General features: G+C 61.4%; 22 protein-coding genes. 10 read left to right on the top strand and 12 right to left on the bottom strand.

Annotated features, from left to right (window positions below):
* Together G7A66_RS09455 and G7A66_RS09450 are read left to right on the top strand one after the other, a co-directional pair.
* The coding region (locus G7A66_RS09455) for an acyl-CoA dehydrogenase family protein (RefSeq protein WP_232366782.1) at positions 1-927 on the top strand (927 nt) is incomplete at its 5' end.
* The gene (locus tag G7A66_RS09450; protein WP_174295442.1) at positions 927-1,733 is read left to right on the top strand and encodes an FAS1-like dehydratase domain-containing protein; all 807 of its coding nucleotides are present in this window, start codon (positions 927-929) and stop codon (positions 1,731-1,733) included. The genes G7A66_RS09455 and G7A66_RS09450, both read left to right, overlap by 1 nt.
* 27 nt (positions 1,734-1,760) lie before the next feature.
* Here the strand turns inward: G7A66_RS09450 and G7A66_RS09445 are convergent, their stop codons facing one another.
* The 4 genes from G7A66_RS09445 to G7A66_RS09430 all read right to left on the bottom strand — a co-directional run bounded on the left by G7A66_RS09445 (position 1,761) and on the right by G7A66_RS09430 (position 6,616).
* Positions 1,761-3,143, bottom strand: coding sequence for an NAD-dependent succinate-semialdehyde dehydrogenase (locus G7A66_RS09445; RefSeq protein ID WP_174295441.1), 1,383 nt, complete (start codon positions 3,141-3,143; stop codon positions 1,761-1,763).
* Positions 3,144-3,269: 126 nt separating this feature from the next.
* Positions 3,270-5,054, bottom strand: coding sequence for a sensor domain-containing diguanylate cyclase (locus G7A66_RS09440; protein ID WP_174295440.1), 1,785 nt, complete (start codon positions 5,052-5,054; stop codon positions 3,270-3,272).
* A 304-nt stretch (positions 5,055-5,358) separates the two neighbouring features.
* Positions 5,359-5,724: a response regulator gene (locus G7A66_RS09435; RefSeq protein WP_174295439.1), complete on the bottom strand. Its 366-nt coding sequence runs from the start codon at positions 5,722-5,724 to the stop codon at positions 5,359-5,361.
* Positions 5,725-5,863: 139 nt separating this feature from the next.
* Entirely contained in the window at positions 5,864-6,616 is a 753-nt protein-coding gene (locus tag G7A66_RS09430; RefSeq protein ID WP_174295438.1) for a hypothetical protein, read from the bottom strand.
* A gap of 218 nt (positions 6,617-6,834) precedes the next feature.
* On the opposite strand from G7A66_RS09430, the gene G7A66_RS09425 reads away from it, so the two are divergent.
* The 5 genes from G7A66_RS09425 to G7A66_RS09405 all read left to right on the top strand — a co-directional run bounded on the left by G7A66_RS09425 (position 6,835) and on the right by G7A66_RS09405 (position 9,386).
* Complete coding sequence (locus tag G7A66_RS09425; protein ID WP_174295437.1) at positions 6,835-7,182, top strand: hypothetical protein; 348 nt, start codon at positions 6,835-6,837, stop codon at positions 7,180-7,182.
* Between the two features lie 201 nt (positions 7,183-7,383).
* A complete protein-coding gene (locus G7A66_RS09420; protein WP_174295436.1) occupies positions 7,384-7,974 on the top strand; it encodes a hypothetical protein in 591 nt (196 codons plus the stop codon).
* A gap of 77 nt (positions 7,975-8,051) precedes the next feature.
* A complete protein-coding gene (locus tag G7A66_RS09415) occupies positions 8,052-8,336 on the top strand; it encodes a PRC-barrel domain-containing protein (protein WP_174295435.1) in 285 nt (94 codons plus the stop codon).
* Between the two features lie 195 nt (positions 8,337-8,531).
* Positions 8,532-8,702, top strand: a complete 171-nt coding sequence (locus G7A66_RS09410; protein WP_174295434.1) for a hypothetical protein — start codon at positions 8,532-8,534, stop codon at positions 8,700-8,702.
* A 105-nt stretch (positions 8,703-8,807) separates the two neighbouring features.
* A complete protein-coding gene (locus G7A66_RS09405; protein ID WP_174295433.1) occupies positions 8,808-9,386 on the top strand; it encodes an exopolysaccharide biosynthesis protein in 579 nt (192 codons plus the stop codon).
* Positions 9,387-9,420: 34 nt separating this feature from the next.
* Here the strand turns inward: G7A66_RS09405 and G7A66_RS09400 are convergent, their stop codons facing one another.
* From G7A66_RS09400 to G7A66_RS09375, 6 genes are all read right to left on the bottom strand, one after another.
* Positions 9,421-10,617 carry an MFS transporter gene (locus tag G7A66_RS09400; RefSeq protein ID WP_174295432.1) on the bottom strand — a complete coding sequence of 399 codons (1,197 nt, stop codon included), beginning with the start codon at positions 10,615-10,617 and terminating at the stop codon, positions 9,421-9,423.
* Between the two features lie 81 nt (positions 10,618-10,698).
* Positions 10,699-11,256, bottom strand: coding sequence for a septal ring lytic transglycosylase RlpA family protein (locus G7A66_RS09395; RefSeq protein WP_232366781.1), 558 nt, complete (start codon positions 11,254-11,256; stop codon positions 10,699-10,701).
* Between the two features lie 197 nt (positions 11,257-11,453).
* On the bottom strand, positions 11,454-12,497 hold the full coding sequence (locus G7A66_RS09390) for a DUF3667 domain-containing protein (protein ID WP_174295430.1): 1,044 nt from the start codon (positions 12,495-12,497) through the stop codon (positions 11,454-11,456).
* Positions 12,498-12,584: 87 nt separating this feature from the next.
* Positions 12,585-13,979 (bottom strand): Coenzyme F420 hydrogenase/dehydrogenase, beta subunit C-terminal domain, encoded by a 1,395-nt coding sequence (locus G7A66_RS09385; protein ID WP_174295429.1) that lies wholly within the window; start codon positions 13,977-13,979, stop codon positions 12,585-12,587.
* Between the two features lies 1 nt (position 13,980).
* Complete coding sequence (locus tag G7A66_RS09380; protein ID WP_232366780.1) at positions 13,981-15,078, bottom strand: polysaccharide pyruvyl transferase family protein; 1,098 nt, start codon at positions 15,076-15,078, stop codon at positions 13,981-13,983.
* Between the two features lie 129 nt (positions 15,079-15,207).
* Positions 15,208-15,417 carry a hypothetical protein gene (locus G7A66_RS09375; protein ID WP_174295428.1) on the bottom strand — a complete coding sequence of 70 codons (210 nt, stop codon included), beginning with the start codon at positions 15,415-15,417 and terminating at the stop codon, positions 15,208-15,210.
* On the opposite strand from G7A66_RS09375, the gene G7A66_RS09370 reads away from it, so the two are divergent.
* On the top strand, positions 15,416-17,176 hold the full coding sequence (locus G7A66_RS09370; RefSeq protein WP_174295427.1) for an autotransporter domain-containing protein: 1,761 nt from the start codon (positions 15,416-15,418) through the stop codon (positions 17,174-17,176). The two genes, G7A66_RS09375 and G7A66_RS09370, sit on opposite strands and share 2 nt — an antisense overlap.
* Positions 17,177-17,306: 130 nt before the next feature.
* Here the strand turns inward: G7A66_RS09370 and G7A66_RS09365 are convergent, their stop codons facing one another.
* A complete protein-coding gene (locus G7A66_RS09365; RefSeq protein WP_174295426.1) occupies positions 17,307-18,413 on the bottom strand; it encodes an AI-2E family transporter in 1,107 nt (368 codons plus the stop codon).
* Between the two features lie 195 nt (positions 18,414-18,608).
* The gene (locus G7A66_RS09360; protein WP_174295425.1) at positions 18,609-19,058 is read right to left on the bottom strand and encodes an EF-hand domain-containing protein; all 450 of its coding nucleotides are present in this window, start codon (positions 19,056-19,058) and stop codon (positions 18,609-18,611) included.
* Between the two features lie 389 nt (positions 19,059-19,447).
* Between G7A66_RS09360 and G7A66_RS09355 the strand changes: the two genes are divergently transcribed.
* Both G7A66_RS09355 and G7A66_RS09350 read left to right on the top strand, forming a co-directional pair.
* Positions 19,448-21,580 carry a TonB-dependent receptor gene (locus G7A66_RS09355; RefSeq protein ID WP_174295424.1) on the top strand — a complete coding sequence of 711 codons (2,133 nt, stop codon included), beginning with the start codon at positions 19,448-19,450 and terminating at the stop codon, positions 21,578-21,580.
* The gene (locus G7A66_RS09350; RefSeq protein WP_174295423.1) at positions 21,580-22,671 is read left to right on the top strand and encodes a PepSY-associated TM helix domain-containing protein; all 1,092 of its coding nucleotides are present in this window, start codon (positions 21,580-21,582) and stop codon (positions 22,669-22,671) included. The genes G7A66_RS09355 and G7A66_RS09350 overlap by 1 nt, the downstream gene beginning before the upstream one ends.
* Positions 22,672-22,699 lie beyond the last annotated feature (28 nt).

Below are 22,699 nucleotides of genomic sequence, written 5' to 3'. Positions count from 1 at the left end.
GGCTGCAATGGCGGGGCCTGCCATGCGCAGATGTACATCATGGGCACTCTGCTACGGCATGGCTCCGACGCGCAAAAGGCCGAGTACCTCCCCCGCATAGCCAACGGTGAATTGCGGCTGCAGGCTTTCGGCGTCACGGAGCCTACCAGCGGCACCGACACCCTGGCCCTGCGAACCGAAGCGAAGCGCGAGGGCGACGATTATGTGGTGAATGGCCAAAAAATATGGACGAGCCGGGCGGAACATTCCGACCTCATGCTGCTGCTGGCGCGGACCACGCCCGTGGACCGGGTGGAGAAGCGCACCGATGGGCTGTCGGTGTTCCTCGTCGACATGCGGCAGGTGCTCGGCAACGGGCTGACGGTTCGGCCTATCGAAACCATGATGAACCATTCGAGTTGCGAAGTGTTCTTCGACGACATGCGGATTCCCGCTTCGGCCCTGATCGGCGAGGAGGGGAAGGGCTTCCGCTATATCCTGTCAGGCATGAATGCCGAGCGCATCCTGATCGCAGCCGAATGCGTGGGCGACGCCAAATGGTTCATCGAAAAGGCGTCAGAATATGCCGGCAATCGCAAGGTCTTCGGGCGGCCCATCGGCCAGAACCAGGGGGTGCAATTCCCCATCGCCCGCGCCTACGCGCAGATGCGCGCCGCCGAACTGATGGTGCATGACGCGCTGGCGAAATATGAAGGCGGCGACAATGCGGGGGCGGAAGCCAACATGGCGAAGCTGCTCGCATCCGAGGCCAGCTGGGCCGCGGGCGAAGCCTGCGTGCAGACCTTCGGCGGCTTCGGGTTTGCCGTTGAATATGATGTCGAGCGCAAGTTTCGCGAGACCCGGCTTTACCAGGTCGCGCCAATCTCGACCAATCTGATCCTCTCCTATATTTCGCAGCATGTCCTCGGCATGCCTCGCAGCCACTGATGCCGGCCGAGGCCGAAGTGGCGCACGACCGAGCCGATCCGGGTGCGATCACGCGCTATCGCTGTACGCTCGGCATTGCAGATGGTTCAGCCGGTGAACCTGCGCCTGCGGGCTTTCACTGGTGCCTGTGCAATCCGCGCACATCGCTCAGCGCGACAGGCCCCGACGGCCATCCTCTGCGGCAGGGTGACGATCTTGCTGCTCGGCTGCCGCGCCGCATGTGGGCCGGCAGCAAGTTGACTTTCGGTACACGCATCACACCGGATGCAGCGGTCGAACGCAGCACGATCGTCCGTTCACTCGAGGAGAAGACCGGACGCAGCGGATTGCTGGCCTTCATGATCGAGGACATCACCATACGGGCGGATGGCGCAGTCGCGGTGGAGGAGGAAAGGACCATCGTCTACCGGGAGGCCGCGAAAAGCGAGCTTCCCCTGCCAGCTGATGATGGCCCCATGCCCGATGGCTGGCCCATTGTCGAAACCATCCGGCCTGATGAGGTCATGCTGTTTCGCTACTCGGCGCTCACCTTCAACAGCCACCGCATTCATTACGATCTGCCCTATGCACAAGAAGAGGAAGGCTATCCCGCTCTTGTCGTGCACGGTCCGCTGGTCGCCAGCCTGTTGATGAAGGCTGCTTCGGCTCGGGGCAGACTCGCCACCTTCCGCTGTCAGGCAGTGGCGCCAGCATTTGCAGGGCAGAATCTGCACCTTGCAATGCGCGAAGATGACGAGGCGCTGGCGCTGCGGGCGATTGGCGGCGATGGCCGAACGGTGATGGAGGCCAGCGCCACCCTGCGCTGACCTCGCTCCTTCGTTGAGAGGATTTGTCTACTCGGCCATGACCGAGATGCCCTTGATGTTGACGAATTCGTGCATGCCGAAGCCGCCATGTTCGCGGCCATAGCCTGAATGCTTGACCCCGCCGAAGGGCATGTTCGGCACGGCAAGGCCGAAACCGTTGATGAACACCATGCCGGTGTCGAATTGCTCCGCCGCCATCCGGACTGCCTTGTCCACGTCCTTGGAGAAAATACCGCCACCGAGGCCGAAGCGGCTGTCGTTGGCGATCCGCATTGCATCCTCGTCATCCCTGGCCCGGATCAGAGCCGCGACGGGACCGAACAATTCGTCGTCATAGGCAGGCTGGCCGGGCTTCACGTCCTCCAGAACCGTGGCGGGATAGTAATAGCCTTCGCGCTCGGGCACTTCGCCGCCGCAGAGGACGGTCGCGCCGTTCTTCACGCTTTCCTCCACCTGTTCGGCCAGCTTGTCGCGCAAATCTTCGCGGGCCATGGGGCCGAGGCCGGTATCCTCTGCGGTCGGGTCGCCCATCTTCACGCCCTTCATCCGTTCGACGAATGCATCGCGGAACTGGTCGTACAGCTTGTCCACGACCACGAAGCGCTTTGCGGCTACGCAGGTTTCGCCATTGTTGTAGATGCGGCCAGTGACGCAAGCCTTCACCGCCTGGTCGAGATCGGCATCCTCCAGCACGACATAGGCGTCGTTCGATCCCAGCTCGAGCACGGTCTTCTTCAGCGCCTGCGCGGCTTGCTGGGCGATGACCCTACCGGTGGTTTCGCTGCCGGTGAAGGTGACGCCGCGCACCAGTTCGTGCTGGATGACCTTTTCCGAAATATCGTTCGTCGTCCGGATGACGGTGAACAGGTTTTTCGGCAGACCGGCGGCTTCATAGATGTCGCGCAGCATCTCGCCCGAACCGGTCACGTTTTCGGCATGTTTCAGCATCACGCCGTTGCCTGCCATCAGGCTGGCGATGGAATAGCGCACCACCTGATAGGCGGGGAAGTTCCAGGGCTGGATGCCGTATATGACGCCGATGGGCTGGAAGGTCACGACGCCGCGAACGCCCTGCTGCAATTCCCGGGTCTCGTCCTTCAGCTTTTCCGGCCCATTGTCGGCAGTCCAGTCGCAGATTGCCGCGCATAGCTGCACTTCCTGCACTGCCTGCTTCAGCGTCTTGCCCATCTCCCGCGTCATCAGAGCGGCAAATTCGTCCTTCCGGTCGCGCAGTTCCTTGCCGATGGCACGAAGGTTTTCGGCGCGCTCGTCAAGCGAGGTGTTGCGCCATTTCCGGAAGGCGACATGGCAATCCTCGACAGCGGCAAAAACCGTGTCCTGATCCATCAGATCGTAGGTCGCGATGATCTCGCCAGTCGCCGGGTTGATGGTCTTGTGCTGCTTGTCCATGGAGAAATCCCTTGTCTGGAGCTTTCCCCATCAACGGGACGCGATCTGCGATGTTCCGATTATCAGCTACGCTGATTGTACCTTCGCGGCAGAAGGGCGCTGTCTGCGACGATGGAGCGGTAGCGCCTACGCAGCGAGGCAGAGAAGATTGCGGCCCTGGTTCTTGGCGCGATACAGCGCATGGTCGGCCGCCTGCAGCAGTTCGGGCGCAGTCTTGCCGGTCTCATACACCGACAGGCCCATGCTGACGGTCACCTGCCTGAGTTCCAGCGGCGACCACCGCATGTTCTCCACTGCCGAACGGGCACGCTCCGCAACCGCGGCACCGCCTTCGGCAGCGACCCCGGGCAGGATCATCAGGAATTCCTCGCCGCCCAGCCGGCCGATGAAGTCGCTGTCGCGCAGGGTCGCGCAGCAGGTCTCCACGATACGCTGCAGGACAATGTCCCCTGCCACATGGCCATGCGCATCGTTGATCGACTTGAACCGATCGACATCGAGCATGATGACGGCAAAGCTGCCGCCCATCCTGCTGCAATTCGCGACATGTTCCTCCAGCACGGCCATGGCCTTGCGGCGGTTCGCCACGCCGGTCAGCTGGTCGGTCTCGGCGAGCATGGAGGCATGGGCGGCTTCCGCTACCGCCTTGCTTCTTGCCTCTTCCAGTTCCTGCCTTGATGCTACCTGGTCGGAAACATCCTGAATGATGCCGAAGATGGCGACCGGCTTGCCGTCGTCGGCCTTTTCGAGTTCCGCACGAACATAGACGTGTCGTTCCGACCCGTCCGGATTCATCAGCCTGGCTTCGAAGGCCGTAGGCTCACCGCTTTCCATCGTGGTGCGCAGATTGCTTTCGGCGCGCAGTCTGTCTGCCGGATGATAGGAGCGCAGCGCTGCTTTCTGGTCGAACGGACCGGACTTGGTCAGCCCGTGGATCCGATAGGTCTGGCGCGAGAAGAACAGGTCGCCCGTCGCCATGGCATATCGCCAGTGGCCAACCTTGGCGGCGCGTTCGGCCATGCCGAGCAGCCGGTTGCCGCGCCTGGTTTCGGCAAGCTGCCTTTCGCGCCGGGCGAGCAGCGCAGCGAACGGCAAGGCGGAGGCGAGCAGTGTCAGCAGATAGACCTGGAAGAACAGGACGGTTGTCCTGCGGTCCACGTTCCCCAGGCTGATCTGCCCTTCGCTGTGCACGGTGGCGTAACTGCCTATGATCGCGATGATCAACACGCTGAGAGAAGCGCCCGGCGGGCCGGAGACATAGGTGGCGATCATGACGCCGAGGAGCGTCACCCACAGCAGCGGGAAAGACGCCTGCCAGAACACGATCCAGGACACTACCGCGATGATGCCCAGCATCACTGTCGTACGCAGCACCCGCTTCAGCTTGATGCCCTGGCGCACCAGCGGAACGGCCTCGGCAAGGATGACGGTAGGTGGAACTACCAGCATGATCCCGAGGCTGACGGTCGTCCACCACGATTGAAAAAAGGATGCGAACGCTATTCCGGCGAAAACGGACGCGATCAGCCCGCTTAGCGCTCCGGCCGCAATGGCGGCAAGGCAGAAGCGCGCCACGAAGATCGGGCGGGTGAAAGATGCGGCATTGCGTCCAGAACCGTTCATCAGCCTGATGGCGACATAGGCCTCGACCAGATTGGCGATGGTAAACCCGCCCGCCTGCAAGGCGGACATGCCTGCGCCATAATTCGAAAAGAAGCTGGCGATCAGGATGGCCATATAGACGATCGGCCGCTGCGGCGGGCTTGCCAGCAGCAGCGCGGCGACCGCGACACCGCTGGACGGCCATATCGTGGCGATTCCCTCCGAACCCTGGGTCAGGTCGAGGGCCATTGCCGCAAGTACGTAATAGATGAGTCCCACCACAAACGGCAGCAGGGACTGCGCATTCAAGAGCTTTTGCAGCGACATGCGCGCAATTTGCACAGCACTGGTTAATTTATCCCCCATGTCTTCTTGTATCGCATTCCTTAATTGTCGCCAGATTCTTTGTGACCGGAAAGCGCGTATTGCGACTGAGAACCCGGCTTCAGGGTAACGCTGAAGACCGCGTTCCGGATGCGTGTCGTTAAATAAAGGAAGGATTGCGCAAAGCAGTCTGTCGCTTCGCCGTGGCTACGATCAGGCACATTCGAACCATTCACGCAGATGGTGAAGCGGCCGGAGAGGTCTCTGACTTACCGGAACACCGGAAGGGCTACTGCGAGCATGCAAGCTGAAGGGATTGCAAGACGGTGCGAAGCTGTTCCGAGCCGTAAGGCTTGGTGAGAGTGGGTACGTGAGCGAAGGCTTCCGGGCGTTCGGCATCGCCATAGCCCGTCGCGAAAACAAGCGGGATTCCCCTCTCGCCAAGCCTTTTCGCCACGCCGTAGCTGCGTTCGCCGCGAATATTCACGTCCAGGATGGCGAGGGCAGGAGCCCAGTTTTCCAGAAGCTGGTTGGCCTCCTCGATGGTCGAGGCGACCGCTACTTTCGCAAAGCCCATTTCCAGAAGCATGTCTTCCAGTGCGAAGGCGAGGATTGCCTCGTCTTCCAGTATAAAGGCGGCAGGATGCTCGATCATTCAATTTTCCGAAGAGGTGCGCGTTCGCTGCATCGCTAAGCTGAGGGCGAATGTCCAATCCTGATTGAAGAAAGCCCCGACAAACCAAAGCTTGCCGGGGTTCTCTTCGACTGATGATCACGATTGACCGTGCGCCCGATCAGACATCCACGCGGTCGCGTGCCGTGACGAACGTGCGATGGGGCGCACCGATACCGGCTGCGATGATCGCCGCGACGAGCGACAGCACCGATGCGATGAAGGCGTACCAGCTGGCGCTGGAAAGAGCATCGAGGCCCGATTCGGCCACGCGCGCAGCATCCTGCCGCAAAGCCTGGCCGTCGACCTGCTCGACCTGGTTGCGAACAGTCTCGACTGCGCCTTCGACCTGCGATTCCGCCTGGTTCGGAGTCACGACGCCTTCCTGCAGAACGGTGGTGCCAGCCGTATCCGCCGCGGAAGCGACAGCCTGAGCAGCGCCCGATACTGCGCCAGTGGCGGTATTCAGCACCGTTCCCACCGTGCTCGTCGCCAGCCACAGCATGACGATGGTCAGCAGGCCCCAGACGGTTGCGCCATGCGCATTGGCGGAACTCTTGTCCGGCATCCCGGAAAGATGCCCTGCGACATAGCCGCCGATACCAAGAGCGAGGATGCTGGTGACGATCCACCAGAAGCCCGCGCCGATGCCGACGCCGTCGAACATGCCGTCCTGTTGCGGATCGATCGCGCGGAATCCGATGGCGGTGCCCAGCAGCCCCATCAGAATCAGCAGCCCGAGGGCAATTGCCGTTCCGGCAAAGATCGCACCCCACGAAACCCGCTTCAGCAAGGCCGGCGCGTCGGTCGCGCTCAGGACAGTGGCGGAATGATCGTCCCGGTGTGGATGCCGGTTCGCATGAGCGTCTACCATCTTGTTTCCCCTTGTTATAAATTGCTCAAGGATGAACGGCAGTGGCTCGGCCTTTGTTCCGAAAAGCTTTTCCTGAGTAGATAGCGAAGCGATGGCGGGAAGCTGGGGGAGCAGGGGAACGAAGGCATCGTGCGCTCATTCCCGGATGTGAACGACCGTCCCGCAACTCGCGTGCCGGTCTGCTGCCGGTCGGCAGGAGCGGGGCAGCAGGTGAACGAATGAATTCGATTCTACAGGTCTATTCGGAATTCAAGCAGGTGCTCGGCAGGGACTACGGCCTGACCGAAGATCTGCTGCATGTGCACGCGGGCCTGATCATCTTCTTCTTCGCCGCCATCCTGTCGCGGCACCGGATGCGTTCGCCCGTGCCGATCGCCATCGTGTATGCCCTTGCCGTCATCAACGAGGTCGTCGATCTCCTCACGCCGGGAAAATCGGCGGGCGCATGGGAGCCTGTTGCGGACATTCTGAACACGGTGATCTGGCCGACCCTGCTGTTCCTGCTAGCGCGCAGGAGGATAAATCGGGAACGGTCGGGTAGAAAAAAGGAGCGGCCTGAAAGTTGACCTGAGTAACGCAGTTTGTGACCCGTCGCTTCCCAAGATGTAAAGCAAAGGCCCGCAAAATGGCCTGCGCCGACTGCCGAACCGGATAAATTTCCCATCATTCCGGAACGTTGCGATGAACGCTCAGTTAATGGACAGGTGCGCCAGCTTGGCGTCCGTGTGCTTTGCAGCGCATTTACTAGCCGACGAGAGGAGATGGATATGGCTGAAATTCCGGTAGAGAAAAAATCCAGCATGGGGTGGTTGTGGGTGTTGCTTGCCTTGCTCCTCCTTGCGCTACTTGCCTGGTGGCTGCTGAGCGACGATGACGAGGCCGAGTATGTCGAACCCGTCGTTGCCGAAGCGCCGATTACCCCGGCCACGACCCCGGAAATGGTCGGAACGGCTCCAGGAGTATCGATCGGCGACATTCTCGGTAATCCGGCGAGTTATATTGGCCAGGACGACTTTCAGGCTGAAGTGACGGTGCCGACCGGCGCAGAACTGACCGACCGTGGGTTCTATATCGAAGACGAAGGCGCACGCATGTTCGCCATCATCATGGATGGACCGATGGAAGAGCCAAAGGACATAAATCCTGGCCAGACCTTGCGTATCTCGCAGGGCATGCTGCGCGACCGGACGTTCCTTCCCGAACTGCGTGGCGACCCGCTAGACGCGGACACCCAGCGGATAGCTGAGGAAGCACCGATCTTCCTGGTCGTGGATGAAGACAACATCCAGATCCTCGAAGCAGGCAATCCGCAGCCCGGTACGGACCGCGCGCAGACCGCGCCGCCCGCCGACATGTAATTAGCAAAGTGCGGAAGAACGGCGACCTTTCAGGTCAGGCTTCTTCCGCACCTTGGACGTCAGAAAGGAGAAGGGTCATGCACCACGACACGAGATACGAGCATCTGGACGCGCTTGACGACTACAAGCTCGAACATGGATCGCAGGATATTCGCGGTCGCCCGCTGGTCAGCCCCGCTGGTGAAAATTACGGCATCATCAAGGACCTGCTGGTCAGCAGGGACCACGGCCGGGTCGAAGCCGTTCGGCTGGACAATGGCAAGGTCTGCGCGGTCGAACCGCTCGAGATCCATGATGACAGGGTGATCTACGGCGAAAGATCCGTCGCGCACGCGCGCACCGCGGGTTCTGCCACGAAATAATCAACTCGCTTCGTTGAAGGGCAAACGGAAGGCCGGGCCTTGCGGATCTTCAGGGATCCATTGACGAGGCGGCCTCCGGATGCCGGGCGGCCAAAATGCTGCCGAGGGCCACCATCGGGGCGGCGAGCCCGACCTCAACGATATACCTGATCGCCTGCCCGCCCGCTTGGAGAGCGGGACAACAGGAGAACCTCCATGAAAAAATTACTGATCTGCGCATCCGCAGCAACAATGGCCCTGGGCCTCGGCGGTTGCACTGCCTTGCTGGGCGCCGGCGCGGGCGCCGCTGCCGCGACATATTACGTAGACGGCAACGATGTCTGCGACCCGCCCACGGATGCCGGGCTTCTCGACGACGATTGCTGATCTTGAGCATCGTGAAAGGCGGGCGCTGCGCTGCGTCCGCCTTATTCGATTGCGGAACCTCGAAGCGCCAGTCGGCACTGGTCTCGTAGACTCGTGGAGCAATTCATGGCCAAGGAACTCAGCGACGTCCTCGACCAGCTAGAAGCGGCCGCGCATGGCGACAGCATCGCCGTTCAGGAGGTCATCGACCGTCTGGGGCACAAATCCTTCGCCGCCCTCATGCTGATCTTTTCGCTGATTTCCACATCTCCTGCCAGCGGCATCCCCGGCATCACGGCAACCGTGGCAGCCATCGTCTTCATCCTCGTCATTCAGATGATCCTCGGGCGCGATTGCGTCTGGTTGCCGCAATTCATCACCAACCGGCACATGTCGACCGCCAAGCTGTGCAAGGGCATCGGGTGGCTGCGCAAACCCGTACAGTGGATCGAAGGTTTCCTGCAGCCCAGGCTAACCTTCCTGCTGCATCGTCCCTGGCTTTATCTGCCGTTGTTTCTCATCCTCGCGCTGACATTGTTCATGCCGTTTCTCGAACTCATCCCGACATCCGGTTCCATTGCGTCCGCCGTGATCGCCCTGTTCGCAGCAGCCCTGCTGACGCGTGATGGCGGATTGCTGGTGCTGTCCTTCATCCTGCTGCTCGCCATACCAGTCGCCGTTTGGCACTTCGGGTTTTCCGGCTGATCCTGCGTCTCAAGCCGGTGCAAAGGCACAGTCGTCAGCCAGCCTCCCGCTGGCCATAAAGGCGGTATCCGAGCAGCGCGAGAGCGGTGAGGCAAAGGCACGATCCCGTCACATACAGGGCGATACCGGTCCATCCGAAAAGATCGAAAAGCGCCGTTCCGGCAAAGCTGCCGATGCTTCCACCGATGAACATCATCACAATATAGATCGTGGTCAGACGCGTGCGTAATTCCGGCTGGAGCGACAGGAAGGTCATGCGGCTCGTCACGTCGATGGCCGGCCCCACGACGTTGCCGACGAAGATCGGCACCATCAAGAGCCACAGATTACCGCCGAACGGCAGCAGAAGCGCCATGCCGGCAGTCTGCGCGATGGAAAACCCAACCCGTGCCTTCCTGGGTCCGACCCTGTCGGCAAGCCTGCCCCAATAAGGCGTAGAGAAGACGCTGATGGCAGCAAACCCGGCGAGATAGCCCACGACATCGGTGCCATAGCCCATGTTCGGACCGGTCAGATGCAGGGCGAGGCCGAGCCACAGGGCAATGAACTGCCCGAAGCCGATCCCCTGTATCGCTCCCGACAGGATAATCTCGCGATGCGAGCGAAGCAGGCCGAAAAGCGAGGCGACAAGCTGGTGATAGTGGAGTTTGCTCGCGTTCCGGTCGCCAGACCCCTTGTCCATGAGACGGGGAAGGACCAGCGTGATCGCGATCATCGCCCCGCTCGCAAGCCAGTAGACGGTCCGCCAGTCGAAATATTCCGCCACAACGCCTGCGCCCACCCGCGCGACGAGGATGCCGAAGATCACGCCCGCGGTAAGGATCGCCGTCACATGGCCGAGGCGTTCCGGGGCGACCCGCTTCGAGGCGTAGGCTGGCAGCAGATAGGGCGCGATGGTGAAAAAGCCGAGCAGCGTCGATCCCGCTGTGAACAGGACGAAATCCTGCGCCAGGGTCATCACGAGCAGCCCGGCGCATTGGCCGATGGTGAAGATGATGGTCAGCGACCGGTTCGAATAGCGGTCGCCAAGCGGCAGCAGCAGCAGAATGCCGACCGCGAGCGCAAGCTGGTTCAGGGCAGGGACCAGGCCGATCTTCGCTGCGCTGACGCCGAAATCCCGCGCCACATCGCCGATGATCGGGTGGATGTAATAGGCATTCGCCGTCACGACGGCGGCCGCGACGGCGAGCAGATATTCCTGCGTTTTCGAAAGGCGGGCGGGCGAATGCATTCGCGGATGCTTTCAAGGGCCGCGCACCCCTCGTCAAGCAAACTGCAAAATAGTCAAGGTGGCGCGCAAGCAGCGATAGTGTCAGACGAGCAGTGCAAGGCTGACCCGGCCCGTGCCGGAACCGATCAGACCGATGGTGCGTGCGGCACCCGCTGACAGGTCGATCACGCGATTACCGTGATAGGGTCCGCGGTCGTTGACTCGCACGACCACGCTTTCCCCGTTCCGCGAATTGGTGACTCGAACCTTGCTGCCCAGCGGCAAGGTGCGGTGGGCTGCCGTGAGCTTTTCCGGGTCGAACCTCTCGCCGCTTGCCGTGGGGTTGCCGGCAAGTTCGTTGCCGTAATAGCTCGCTTCGCCGGTGCCGATCGCGCTTTCGGAAGGCGAGGGGCGGGGATCCGGAGAAGTGGGCTGGAGTGCGGCGAGCGAGCGCTGAGAAGCGAAATCGGCAACGGGCCTGGCTTCTACGCTGGCGATGCCATTCCCGAGGCCGACCGCTTCGGGCGAGTTGCCTGACTGCCACAATGCCGTCCCCAGCCCGGTCGCCATCACCGTCAGTACGGCAACGCCGCCAAGCAGCGCCTGGCGCTGGTTTTTCAGCTTCATGAAGGCACGCAGCCGCTCGCGGCGGCTTGGCATATGATGTATTTCTGTATTCGCGGAGTTAATGTTCCTCATACGTAATCAATGGGCTGGCAGGGACCAGCGTTCCATATTTGTCGATTACGAACTGATAGATCAAGTGGATGCCTATCCGGCTATTTTTATTACAACTGATGCGGCAATCATTCGGATGGAAAGCAGCAAAATGTACAACTGATCTATTCTGATACTAGCTAACTCGTCGCACCTATGATCAGCAGAAGCAACAGAAACAAGATCAGCGCAGCCAATGCGAATATCAGCAGGAAGAAGGTGCGCCACAAGGCGCTGCTGCGCGACAGGCCGTAAGCACCGCGCAACTGCCGGTACAGATGGAGCGGCGGGACGATCAGGAAAGCGATGCTCACGAGATCGGGGCGCAGACTGGTCGCGCCGAGCACGACAAAGGCGATCGACAGCAGGCTCATGAAGGAAATCGAGTAGGTCACGAATACGAAGTGATCGTAACCGTTGAAGTCCTGCCGGTAGCGGCGCCGATGCAGGAACAGCAACCAGACGAAGGCCGCAGATATGGGAATGAGCGCCCAGGAAAATTTATAGCCGTTCGCCTGCAGCTTGTACAAAAGGAGCGCGAAATCGTTCTCGGCCGCTTTTGCGATGTAATCGTCGAAGATGCTCAAGCCGGTCCTGACGGTGAGCGAGTCCTGCTCCATGCCCTCGACAGTCTGCAGAAGCCGTTCTTCGGCAGCGATTTCCTGACGCAATTCGGCGATGCGGCTGTCCAGTTGCGCCGTGTCCTGATCACGGGAGACCAGATCGTGCCGCTGCTCTTCCGCTATGACGAGTGCCTGTTCGCGGGCTTCGATGTCCGCTGGCAGTTCGGCCGACACTTCGGCGGCCGACTGGACACCCCCGCCGACTACGCTGAAAACAGCAAACATCAGGAAGACGGTGAAAAGGAACAGGGCGAGCGGCGAGACGAACTTCGCGCGTTCTCCCATGACATAGCGTCTGGTGAGCTCGCCCGGGTGCAAGGCCAGTTTCGGCAAGGTCCGCAGGAAGCTTCCTTCCAGATGCAGGACGCCGTGCAGGAAATCGTGCCACCATGCAGCGATCGTGCGATGTACATGGGCTTCCTGCCCGCAGGCATGGCAATGCGGACCCAGCAGACGGGTTCCGCAATTCAGGCAGGCGCTCCCGTCGCTTCCGCCTTCCTCCGCCCCGACGCTCTCCGCTCGTTGGCGCGTCGCTTCACCCATGGCTGCGCTGCGATCCATATCCCCTCCGCAAGCTAGCGACTTTACACCTGGACCCGGGGTTTTGCCAGAGGGCGACGCGGTACCGCAGGACGGCTCGTCAGAAGTTCACCTGCCGGAAGGAGGCATGATGCGATCGAAAAACGAACCGAGGCGGCCCCGCGACCAGGTTATCGCCTGATAAAGCCTCAGCGACGCCTTCGCCCACCGCGTGTAAAGAACAGGCGCATCCAGCGTCCGCGCGACCCGCAACAAGCGATGGCTCCACCGGCTAATTCCCGCACGCAGCCGGTATACCAGCCTGCGCCGCAGCGGCAGCCCGGCACCGCCCGGCCGCACACGTTTGCGCGGCTGCACGGGGCGCGGCTTCATCCATGATAGACGATAGGCGAGCCCTTCGCGTCGGTGCCGGAAGCCTGCCGCCTGCGTGTCGACGATATATTGCGCGTCGACCGGCGTGAGGGCGAGGCGGCCTTCCGCGATCGCGTCCTCGATCATCGAATGCAGATCGCGGCTGCGTACGACCGCGACATTGGTGCCGCGACCGTCGGAGGAATGCGGTTCTACCCAGGCATCGCCGAACGCGATGTCGGAGGTTTCCGCCACCACATCGTCGCAGAAATTGCAGGCCGAATTCTGGAAGAAGCCCGCGCCCCAGTCACCATCGGCAAGGTGCCACCAATCCTGCGCGACAGACCCTCCGTCCCGCAGTTCCAGCTGCGTGCGATACCAGTTGGCGGGGCGGCTGGTGTCCTTGACTCGGTAATCGAGGGCACGGACCTGTGAGCCTTGCGAACCCATCTGCCAGGCGAAACTGTCGACCAGCCCCGCGCTTTTCATATGGCCGCAGAACAGGCCGAGAGTATGCGTGACGCGCTTCGCGATCAGGGGATCCTGACGGCGAAGCAGGTGAATGGCCTTGATGAAGCAGGGTATGCCAACCACTGCGTAACGCCCCGGCTTCTCGCGGATCTGGCGAACCACTTCCGACATCTCGATGGGGTAATAGCGCGACTTGGCGCCTGCGCCGACAGCCTCGACCGATCTGGATATTTCGTATCTGAAAAGACGATCGTCCCGGTGGGGATCGGCGGATTTTACATGAGCGACCGCGTCGACCCGGCCGGTCCGCAGCAGCTCAGCCGCCACCCAGCTGACCATGCCGCCCGAACTGCCGTTCAGCCGCCATTCGCCTTCTGCGACGGCTCCGACATAGGCTGCTTCGAAGCTGCCGACCTTATCGTCCCGGTGGCTGGCAGACGGGAAGCGTTCCGCGGCTATCGTGTCTTCGTTCGCGGCTGCGGGTGAGAAGGGGCACTGCCGGGCAAAAGCGGCATCGCGGCGCGCGTACCAGTCCTTCGGCCCCTCCGGTTTCAATTGACCATAGCCATCCCACTGCATGCTGGCCTGCGGTTCGCCCGAGGCGCAGCTGCCGCACCCGATGCAGAGACCTGACCGCACGATATCGCGGGGGCTGACCGGCTCGGCTGGTGACGCTGCCATGTCAGGCAAGCGCCGCACGCAGATAATCGTTCGATTGCTGACGCAGTTCGGCGATCCGTTCGTTGACGCGGGGCAGGGGCGGCGTGGTCAGCAGGCGGTGGATTTCCGCTGTGTCGGTGTTTGCGTCCACGATCCTGTGCGAAGCGCCGATCGCAAGCGCAAGATCGCGAACCTTGTTCATACGGTATTCGCTCGGCGCGGTGACGAAGGGCTTGCCGTTGAGCAATGCGAAGACACAGCCGTGAAAGAAGTTCGTCATCATGGCCGAAGACCCGGCGACGAGTTTCGCAAATTCGATCGGGCCGGCGGAGAGTAGCTGCTCATCGGCGAAATTGTTCCGATAGCCGACACTGAGCAGGCGAAGCCCCTGCGCCGTCGCCCAGCGCCTGACCGCATCGCTGAGCCATTCCGGAAAGCCATGACCATAGACCAGCGCATAAGGCTCTCTGCCGCTTTCAGGCTGTTCCTGCGCGGCCGCGGGAAACTGCAGACAAGGGTCGAGCACCAGATCCGGTTCGCGCCCGGTCGATCCGCGCACGAGCCAGTAGCTGTTGTCGTCCCGCACGGAAATCGAATCGAATTCCTTGAGCTTGTCGGCCCAATATTCGTCGATTCCCCAGTGGCAGGAATAGCTGCCGAAGCTGCCCGCATAGGAAATCAGCCGCGGCGTTTTCATCCCCACCCCGTAGAAGATCGGCTTGCCGCCGTACCATGGATGAGAGAGGTTCCAGACCTCATCGCTGCCGACGATGATCGCATCGTAGGTGCCTGCAAGAGCGGGTTCGTGCAGCGAGAATTGCGGCGACAGCGGCATGGACGAGATCGCCTCGACAAAGCTGCGGACCTTCTTGCCGTAATTTCGCATCTCGCCGCGCGAAGACCGTTCGGGAAGCGTCGGCTGGAACGCACAGCGCATTTCGGCCCATGTCGCATCGTCGCAATGATAATCGAGTAGCTCGGGCTGGTAGCCGAGCGAGCGCAAGCCTTCGACCATGCAGCGGGACTGCCAGTAGGACCCGTAATTGATGCATTTGTGAAAGGTGAGGATTCCGACCTTGCCGTGCGTGGCTTCGGGTGATTTCTCGAGCAAATTAATCAAACTTCTCGCTTTCCGTGTCTCTGAACCTGATTCGCCAACGACCAATGGCCACGGTTCTGGTCATCGAGCATCAGCATGGACATCGGCTTTGGCCCCTCAGCCGCGACTATGCTGGATATACAGCCCTCATCAAGCCTTCGATTGCTTGAACACCCCATATCGGCGCGCTTGCCGGAAAAGCCAGAGCAGCGGCATTCCCGGCAGGAGGGCGCAACATTCGTTCTCGATGACATCAATCTGTAACATGATCCGCTTGCGAGCATGCGCTTTGCTGATACTGTGCGCGGCCAAAGCCTCGAAGAAGGTTCGGTTCAGAACATACTGGGAGTCAAAGATCATGGCACTATCGAGACTTAAGCTCATCCTGTCCGCAGCAAGCGCGACATTGGCCCTTTCCGTTTCGTCGGTTTTGCACGCCCAGGAGGTTCAGCAATCAGCGGCGCCGCGCGTTATCGTTTTTGGCGATAGCCTTTCCGATGGCGGGTTCTTCAACACGGTCCTGCCGCTTCCGCCAGGCGAAGGCAGCTTCACCACCAATCCCGATCCGGTTGCTCCGGAGGTGTTCTCGGACTTACTCGGCTACGATCTGAATCCGGTCTATGGCGAAGGCGGCACCAATTACGCCGTCGGCGGCGCGCGCATCACGCAGGCGAACGGGCTGGCAATCCCCATCGCGCAGCAATTCGACAATTTCCTCGCGGCGGGCGGCAGTTTCGCGCCGGGCGATATCGTCTATGTGCAAGGGGGCGGGAACGACTATTTCGCTTTCCTCGCAGGCGGAGCGGCCGATCCCACGATCCTGACGACAGCCGCCACCGAACTGGCGGCGCTGGTGCAGCGAATGGAGGAGGCAGGTGCTGACCGCATCGTGACCCTCGCCATCCAGTCGGACTCCGCTGGTCTGGACCTGTTCAACACCATCTACAAACAGGCGCTGGCGGCCAACAATGCGAATGTGCTGTTCTTCGATACGGCGCAGCTCTTCAACGAGATCGTGAGCAACGCCGGCGCCTTCGGCATCACGAACGTCACCGGCACCGCCTGCACCGGGTCATCGCTCACCTGCGGGCCGGAGGATTACGTCACGCCTGACGCCGATCGTACCTTTCTGCTGGCCGATGCGGTTCACCCCGCGGGCATCACGCAGGAAATTCAAGGGCAGGCGATCGCCAGCCTGTTCACGGGATTTACCCTGCCGGGTTCGATCGCCCGGTCGGGGCAGCGCGTCATCCGCGACCAGCGGGCGATGTTTGAAACCGTTCAGCGCAATGGCCTTGGCAATGGCGGCGGAGCGGGAATTTTCGGCAACATCGGCTACGGCTATTCATCCGAAGATGGGGGAAGCAATTCCGACCAGCGCGCGGTGATCGGCACGCTGGGCCTCGATTACAGCCTGTCCGAAGCTGTGGGGGTCGGTATCGTCGGGGGCTATTCGGACGGTGACGGCAGCTATTCGCTGAACAATGGGCAGCTGGATCAGGAAAGCTGGACGGTTTCGGCTTATGGCCGCGCCGGGTTCGGCCCGCTCGGCATCATCGCCGATGCCACTTACGGCCAGGGCGATGTCGCGATGTCGCGCAGCATCCTGCTCGGCCCTGCAATCCGGGTACAGGACGCCGACACGGATACCGAACTGTTCGGTGCGCGTGCCTCCGTGCATTATACCGTCCCCGTGGGCCTTCTGTCCGTCGGCCCCGAGATCGGTGTGGCCTACGAACGCGTGGAGGTGGACGGCTTTACCGAGAGCGGCGGTTTCTCCACCTCGCTTGCTCTTGCCGATGCAGAACTAGAGAGCCTGACCGGCAGGGCCGGGCTGATCGCGACGGCCCCGCTCGCCGGCGGCTTCGGCTTCATGGCGCGGGGAAGCTATGTTCACGAGTTCGAGGACGCGGTGAACCGCTTCACCATCACACCCTCGGGTGCGCCGGTATCCTACACCTCCAGCTATCTGTTCGGCGATGACGATTACGGAGAGATCTCCATGGGCGTGGACGGCGCGCTGGGTGCCGTCATCGTGCGCGCCGGTGCTTCGGCCGAAATCTTCCGCAGCGACGGTCAGGCGGTGACTGCCTATGCCGGACTGGGCCTTCGCTTCTGAGGGTGGCTGACATATGAGTGGAGGCGGCTCGGTAGCGGTAATCAGGGAGACAGGGCGGGTGCGATCGGATCGCACCCGCCCTGCGTCGCTCGCTCGATTGCTTCGCGTCACGGCGAACGAAGGCGGCCGTTTACCCGTTAGGCTCGATATAGCGGTCAAGATCCTCGAAAGACGACTGGTCCGTTAGCAACAAGGCCGTCGGCCTCGTGCTGCGGAAATGCGCCATGATCATCGTGAGCAGCACCGTAAGCGGCACGGCCAGAATTGCCCCGACAACACCCCATAGGACCGACCAGAAAAGCAGTGAAAGCAGCACGACGAGCGGTGATATCGAAAGCCTCTTCCCCATCAGCTTGGGGTCGACAAAGTTCCCCATGATCTGTTCGATGACCAGCAGCCCGGCAGCGATCAACGCGGCCGTAGCGGGATCACGGGTGACGAGTACGTAAAGAACCGGCAGCGTACCAGCGACGATGGAGCCGACCGTCGGGATGAAATTGAGCAGGACGGCAAGCAGTCCCCACAGGATCAGGTAATCCACCCCGAACACCGCCAGCCAGGCCACGTACAGGCAGGCCGTCAGGGCTCCCAGTATCAGCCTCATGATGAAATAGGCGCGGAATTTCTCGCCGACTGATCGTCCGATGTCGAGCCAGCGACGGTCGCCGCCTCTCGCTGCCACGGCAGTGATCTTGGCGTGCCAATCGTCCGCTTCGGTGAGCATGAGCAGGATGAGGAACAAAATCAGAACCATCCCGGCCAGAGTATTGGTCGTGATGCCCAGGGCGGTCATCGCACCGGATGCGAGCATTCCGTTTGAAACCAGCTTATCGGCACCTTGGTCCGGCCCGTCGGTCAGAATATCCGGCAGGGGGAAGTTGCCGACCTGCTCCTGCAGGCGGGGGCCGAAACTGCTCAGAAGATCATAAACGTGCGTGCCTGCGAAGCCAATTCCGATCAGGAAGGCCACGAGGATGGCCAGCACCACGAGCAGGCCCGCGACTGCTCCCACCCATCGCAGCTTCGCAGGCATGGAGTCACGAATGGCGTCGGAAAAGGGCCAGACCGCCAATGCCAGCAGCAACGCACAAGCCGCCGGCATGATGACCGCATAAGCTTCCCGCATCAGCCAGAATGCGGCTGCAAAGGCGATGACGATCATGGGTATCCGGAAACGGTTCGCCGATTGCTGCCTGTGCGCGGGGGAAACGGTTTCGGGAACGCTCACTTCTGCCATGCCCGATGAAATGCCTTGGTAGCGGCCTTGTTCCGATCAAGGCCTCCAGTGATCCGATGCAGCAAATAACGTTTCCGCTCAGAAGCAGGACGCGGATGCCGATCGCCGAATCTTCAGCGATGGCCTCAGGATCGCTTCGACACAAAAAGGGACCCGGTTGCACCGGATCCCTTTCTTCAACTATATCGCGCGATATCAGTAATACCCGAATTCGGTCGTCTCAAGCATCCCGTCGGAATTGGTGTCCCACTCGGACCATTCCTCATCGTCGAAATATTCGTCGCTGGTGAGATAGCCGTCGCTGTTATCGTCCCAATCCGCGAACAGGCCTTCGGAATTGTTGAATCCGGCGCCGGTCCAGCCGGTGGCGAATTCATTCGCGCTCAGGCGGCTGTCTGCATCGGTATCCCAGGTGTTGATCCCGTTCTGACCCCATGCATCGTATTCTGCCTGCTGGAAAACACCGTCATTGTTGGTGTCCCAAGTGGTGAGCGCGACCGGTTCGGCAACGCTGGTCGTATCGGGATTCATCTGACCGGCTTCGTCATAACCGAGTTCGTCGGTTTCGACGACTTCCGGCTCCTCGGCGCAGGCACCGAGCATCAGGGCCGAAGCGGCTGCGGCAGTAAAAAATATGTTTTTCATCATGTCTCTCCTGTTGCTTTTGGACGAAGTGCCTGCAGGTCACTAAATTCTATCGGGGAATTACCCGCTTGACACTGGCGGCAGGCACTGCCGTCGACGTTGCCCTGATCGTATCTCGGATCTGACCTCTGCTAATCATGCGGTTCTTCTCTGCGCTCGCCGTCAGGGCTGATAATCGACGTGAGCAGAGAGCTGCCGCAGAATGCACGGCAGTCAAACAGCCGAACAGAAAAATCAGCGTTTTCAGCAGCAGATGGTTCCCAGAGAGAGCCAACCAGAAGCTGCAATGGACTGCATCGGATACAGAGAGGCCAACAGTGCTATCGATTTAAGGTTGCGAATGATTTGCAATAGCCTTAAGCGCGCCTCGACTGATTTCGGGAGCTTACATGAAACGCGCAATCCTGCTGCTGGGTGCAACCAGCGCATTGGCCATATCCTCGCCTGCACAGGCCCAGACCATCGATACCGGCGAGTTGCCTCGGAATACCGAGGAAGTGATCGTCATTACCGCCGCGCGGACGCAATTGCCGGCCAGCGCCCTGCCGCTGACCATCGACGTCATCGACCGCGAGCAACTGGCGCGCCAGGTGCAGATATCCGGTTCGACGGTCGATGCAGTCTCGGCGCTGCTGCCTTCCTTCTCGCCCACGCGTGAAAAGCTGTCAGGGGCGGGCGAGAGCCTGCGGGGCCGTTCGCCTCTGTATGCCATCAACGGCATCCCGCAATCGACGCCGGTGCGCGACGGATCGCGCGACGGCTACACGATCGATCCGTTCTTCATCGACCGGGTGGAGGTGATCTACGGGTCCAATGCGCTCCAGGGCATCGGCGCGACCGGCGGGGTCGTGAACCAGGTCACGGTCGGCGCTCCTTTGCGCGACGGCATCGCGATACGCGCGCTGGCGCAGGTCACGACTTCGGACACTTTCGAGGGCGAGGGGATCGGTGCCAAGATCGGTTCGCTGGTCGGCTACCGTGCCGGTGCTTTCGATACCAGCGTCGGCGCGACGGTGGAGCGGCGCGGTGCATTCTTCGATGCAAACGGTAACCGCATCGGCGTCGATGGAACGCAGGGCGAATTGCAGGACAGCGACAGCTGGTCGGTTTTCGCCCGCTTCGGATACGATCTTGCGCCGACCACGCGACTCGAAGTCGTCGCCAATCGCTTCGAACTCGAAGGCAATGCCAATTACGTCCTCGTTCCCGGTAACAGGGCCGCGGGTATTCCGGCGACCAGTATACGGGGAGAAACGCCGGGCGATCCGCCTTCCAACACGGCGGAACTGCTGTCTGGATCGCTGATCGATTCGGACCTGAACGGGGGCACCTTCACCCTGCAGGGCTTCTACAGCCGGACGGACGATGTGTTCGGCGGCGGGATCTTCGGCACCTTTCAGGATCCGCGCATCGATCCGGCCGGCCAACTGTTCGACCAGTCGGCCAACCAGTCGCGCAAGCTGGGCGGCAAGGTCAGTTACGAGCGCGGCGTGCCGGGCATGGACGATCTTGTGCTGACCGTCGGTTTCGACGCGCTGTTCGACCGCACGCAGCAGAGGCTGGCGCAGACCGACCGCGTGTGGGTTCCTGAAACGGACTTCCGCAGCCTTGCGCCCTTTGTGCAGGGCAACCTTGCTCTTGCAGGCGACGTCGTGCGCCTTGCTGGCGGCTTGCGTTACGAGAACGTTCAACTCTCAGTCGGCGATTACGAGACGCTCTTCAGCTACGGCCCTGTGCAGGTTTCGGGCGGCAACCCGTCTTTCGAGGACCTGCTGTGGAACGCGGGGGTCATCGTTGAGCCGGCGGAGGGCCTGCGCGCCTATGGCAGCTATGCCGAAGGCTTCACGATCGCCGATGTGGGCCGCATCCTGCGCGGCATATCGACGCCCAATGTCGACATCGATGACTTCCTTTCGCTGGAGCCGGTCGTATCGAACAATCGCGAACTCGGCCTGGAGTATGACCGCGGCCCACTGACGGCTTCGGCCAGCTATTTCTGGTCCTCCAGCGATTTCGGATCGCTGCTGGTGCTGCGAAACGATGTCTTCGAAGTCGAGCGGCAGCCCATCGAGATCGAAGGCTTCGAAGCGAGCCTCGCCTGGCGCACACCGCTGCCGGGTCTGTTGTTGAGCGGTGGCTACGCCGCGCTGGAAGGACAGACGGATGGCGATGCCGACGGGTTGGTGGATGAGGATCTGGACGGCGCGAACATTTCGCCCGACCGCATCAACCTTGCCGCCGATTACACGACCGGTCCACTGAGCGCCCGACTGCAGGCGCGAATGTACCTGTCGCGCGAATTCAACGATGTCGCCACCGCGACAGACTTCGAGGGCTATACGCTGCTCGATGCCTTCATCGCCTACCAGACCAGCATCGGCGAGTTTTCGCTGGCCGCACAGAACATCGCGGACGAATTCTACATCACCTATGACAGCGACACGGTGCGGGTGACGGACAACAACCGCTTCTACGCCGGCCGGGGCCGTACCTTCACGCTCGGCTGGCGCGGCACCTTCTGATGCGTATCCTCTCGCTTCTGCACCGCTGGGCGGGTGGCATCACCGGGCTGCTGCTCGCGCTGATCGGCCTGTCCGGCGTGTTGCTGGTGTGGGAGGAAAGCTGGATTGGCCTGCCCGGTGCGGGCGATTTGCTGGACAGGGATCCGGCGGCGCTCGGGCACGCGGTTGCAGCGGCGCTGGAATCGGGCCCGGATCTCAGCCGCATCACCTTTGCTGGCGAAGACATGGCGCTCCATCAGGCGATCTATTCCGACGACAGCGGTGCCTATCTGAACCAGGCAGGCGAGGTGGTGGAGCGCTGGGAAAGCTTGTGGGGCCGCCCGGAACTCTGGCTGTTCGACCTGCATCATTATCTGTTCGCAGGCGAGATTGGCAAGATCGTCACCGGCATACTCGGCGTGCTGCTGGCGGCCTTCACCATAAGCGGGATGATCCTGTGGTGGCGAACACGCAGGAAATTCGAATTCCGGCTCTGGCCGAAGCGTCTGACGAAAAGTGCGATCATCCGCCAGCATCGCGACATCGGCGCAGTGGCATCGCCATTGCTGCTGATCCTGGCTTTTACCAGCACGATGATGATCTTTCCCGAAGTGTCGAAATGGATTCTAGCTCCAGTGGCGGCTGAGAAAGAACCTTTCGCTGTTCCGGCCGGCGTACCGGCACCTGGCAGCGAAACAAACTGGCCCCAGCTCCTAGCAGCGGCGCAGAGCGCGTTTCCTGAAGCCGCGCCGCGCCGTCTAATGATGCCGGGCGAAGCCGGCGCGCCCGTAGTGCTGCGCTTGAAGCAGGATTTCGAATGGACGCCGAACGGGCGGACCTACGTCTATCTCGACCCGCAGAGCGCGGCCGTCCTGTCCACCGACGATCCGGCGACAGGGGATACTGCCTCAGCCATCACCGAAAAATATTATCCCGTCCACGCCGGCAAGGTCGGGGGATGGTTCTGGAAGCTGATCTTGACCTTCGCGGGTCTTGCGATGGCGATCCTCGGCCTGCTCGCGACATGGAGCTTCTGGTTCAAAACGAAGAAAGGCGCTGCTGCACGGGCTAAAACGCGCGCTCCGCTCGAGGGTTCGGCCGCAGCGGCATAGGTCGGACTGATCTGAATTGGCGGAAAAG

The organism is Alteripontixanthobacter muriae, from assembly GCF_013336795.1.
Taxonomy (GTDB): domain Bacteria; phylum Pseudomonadota; class Alphaproteobacteria; order Sphingomonadales; family Sphingomonadaceae; genus Pseudopontixanthobacter; species Pseudopontixanthobacter muriae.
This window is presented reverse-complemented; position numbering and strand designations above follow the sequence as displayed.

What these genes read in the sequence shown, in the direction of transcription:
- G7A66_RS09405 (WP_174295433.1), top strand. Translation starts at nt 8,808, where the DNA reads ATGGCCAAGGAACTCAGCGACGTCCTCGACCAGCTAGAAGCGGCCGCG.
- G7A66_RS09390 (WP_174295430.1), bottom strand. Translation starts at nt 12,497, where the DNA reads ATGGATCGCAGCGCAGCCATGGGTGAAGCGACGCGCCAACGAGCGGAG.
- G7A66_RS09360 (WP_174295425.1), bottom strand. Translation starts at nt 19,058, where the DNA reads ATGAAAAACATATTTTTTACTGCCGCAGCCGCTTCGGCCCTGATGCTC.
- G7A66_RS09410 (WP_174295434.1), top strand. Translation starts at nt 8,532, where the DNA reads ATGAAAAAATTACTGATCTGCGCATCCGCAGCAACAATGGCCCTGGGC.
- G7A66_RS09395 (WP_232366781.1), bottom strand. Translation starts at nt 11,256, where the DNA reads ATGCCAAGCCGCCGCGAGCGGCTGCGTGCCTTCATGAAGCTGAAAAAC.
- G7A66_RS09355 (WP_174295424.1), top strand. Translation starts at nt 19,448, where the DNA reads ATGAAACGCGCAATCCTGCTGCTGGGTGCAACCAGCGCATTGGCCATA.
- G7A66_RS09350 (WP_174295423.1), top strand. Translation starts at nt 21,580, where the DNA reads ATGCGTATCCTCTCGCTTCTGCACCGCTGGGCGGGTGGCATCACCGGG.
- G7A66_RS09450 (WP_174295442.1), top strand. Translation starts at nt 927, where the DNA reads ATGCCGGCCGAGGCCGAAGTGGCGCACGACCGAGCCGATCCGGGTGCG.
- G7A66_RS09365 (WP_174295426.1), bottom strand. Translation starts at nt 18,413, where the DNA reads ATGGCAGAAGTGAGCGTTCCCGAAACCGTTTCCCCCGCGCACAGGCAG.
- G7A66_RS09370 (WP_174295427.1), top strand. Translation starts at nt 15,416, where the DNA reads ATGGCACTATCGAGACTTAAGCTCATCCTGTCCGCAGCAAGCGCGACA.
- G7A66_RS09415 (WP_174295435.1), top strand. Translation starts at nt 8,052, where the DNA reads ATGCACCACGACACGAGATACGAGCATCTGGACGCGCTTGACGACTAC.
- G7A66_RS09375 (WP_174295428.1), bottom strand. Translation starts at nt 15,417, where the DNA reads ATGATCTTTGACTCCCAGTATGTTCTGAACCGAACCTTCTTCGAGGCT.
- G7A66_RS09430 (WP_174295438.1), bottom strand. Translation starts at nt 6,616, where the DNA reads ATGGTAGACGCTCATGCGAACCGGCATCCACACCGGGACGATCATTCC.
- G7A66_RS09435 (WP_174295439.1), bottom strand. Translation starts at nt 5,724, where the DNA reads ATGATCGAGCATCCTGCCGCCTTTATACTGGAAGACGAGGCAATCCTC.
- G7A66_RS09385 (WP_174295429.1), bottom strand. Translation starts at nt 13,979, where the DNA reads ATGGCAGCGTCACCAGCCGAGCCGGTCAGCCCCCGCGATATCGTGCGG.
- G7A66_RS09400 (WP_174295432.1), bottom strand. Translation starts at nt 10,617, where the DNA reads ATGCATTCGCCCGCCCGCCTTTCGAAAACGCAGGAATATCTGCTCGCC.
- G7A66_RS09420 (WP_174295436.1), top strand. Translation starts at nt 7,384, where the DNA reads ATGGCTGAAATTCCGGTAGAGAAAAAATCCAGCATGGGGTGGTTGTGG.
- G7A66_RS09425 (WP_174295437.1), top strand. Translation starts at nt 6,835, where the DNA reads ATGAATTCGATTCTACAGGTCTATTCGGAATTCAAGCAGGTGCTCGGC.
- G7A66_RS09445 (WP_174295441.1), bottom strand. Translation starts at nt 3,143, where the DNA reads ATGGACAAGCAGCACAAGACCATCAACCCGGCGACTGGCGAGATCATC.